This is a genomic window from Streptomyces sp. NRRL S-495 (assembly GCF_000966955.1).
Classification (GTDB): domain Bacteria; phylum Actinomycetota; class Actinomycetes; order Streptomycetales; family Streptomycetaceae; genus Kitasatospora; species Kitasatospora purpeofusca.
Genome location: NZ_JZWY01000287.1, coordinates 1 through 729 on the forward strand (window position 1 = coordinate 1; position 729 = coordinate 729).

At 73.8% G+C, this 729-nt stretch carries 1 protein-coding gene and 1 pseudogene; one reads left to right on the forward strand and one right to left on the reverse strand.

Features of this window, described 5'->3' with window-relative positions; all coding sequences use genetic code 11:
- Positions 1-159, forward strand: a pseudogene (locus tag VR45_RS16250) (MerR family transcriptional regulator); the annotation flags it as partial.
- 281 nt (positions 160-440) lie between these two features.
- Here VR45_RS16250 and VR45_RS16255 read toward each other — a convergent pair.
- The coding region (locus tag VR45_RS16255) for a CBS domain-containing protein (protein WP_045940479.1) at positions 441-729 on the reverse strand (289 nt) is incomplete at its 5' end.

Consider the following 729-nt stretch of genomic DNA (forward strand, 5'->3'; position numbering starts at 1 on the left):
CGGATTGCGATGCGCGCCCGCGACCTCGTCGACCAGGGCACCGCCATCGACGCCGCCTGCCGCATCATCATCCTCGAAGATCAACTCGAGGAAGCCCTGCGCATCAACGAGCAGCTCCGCCGCTCCCAACACGGCCAGGAACCCTCCGCCGACACCTGACCCAGCCATCCAGGCCGACGAAACCGGCCCGTGGTGAGCAGCAGGTGCTCACCGCAGGCCGCCCGGGACACGAGCCCCTCGGTTCCGGTTCGCCGGCCGACCGTTCTCCACCGGCCCGGCCGCCCGCCACCCTGCTTCACGGCGCGGACCACGCAGACCGCTTCCGCGCAGGGGGATTCCAGGTCCGCGTGAGGCCGCACCGGCCCGGCGCATCCGCTGGTAGGGGCGAAGCGCGCTGCCGGCGGATACCGCGATGGCCGGCGCGTCGGCGCCGACGCGCCCTAGAAGCTGAGCAGGCCGATGGCGTGGCCGTCGTGGTCCACCACCGGCCACAGGGCCAGGCCGCGGGAACGCATGGCGGCGGCCGCAGTGGCGGCGGGCATGTCGGCGGTGGCGAACGGGGCCCGGTCGAGGACGATGTCGCGCACCGGGGTGCGCTCGGTGGACCGGGAGCGGGTCTGGAACGGCGCCAGGTGCAGGCGGGTCAGCAGCCCCGCGCAGCGGCCGTCGTCGTCGCGGACCAGGAGGTGGTCGGCACCGGAGCTCTGCAGGATGTCCATCGCCATGTCG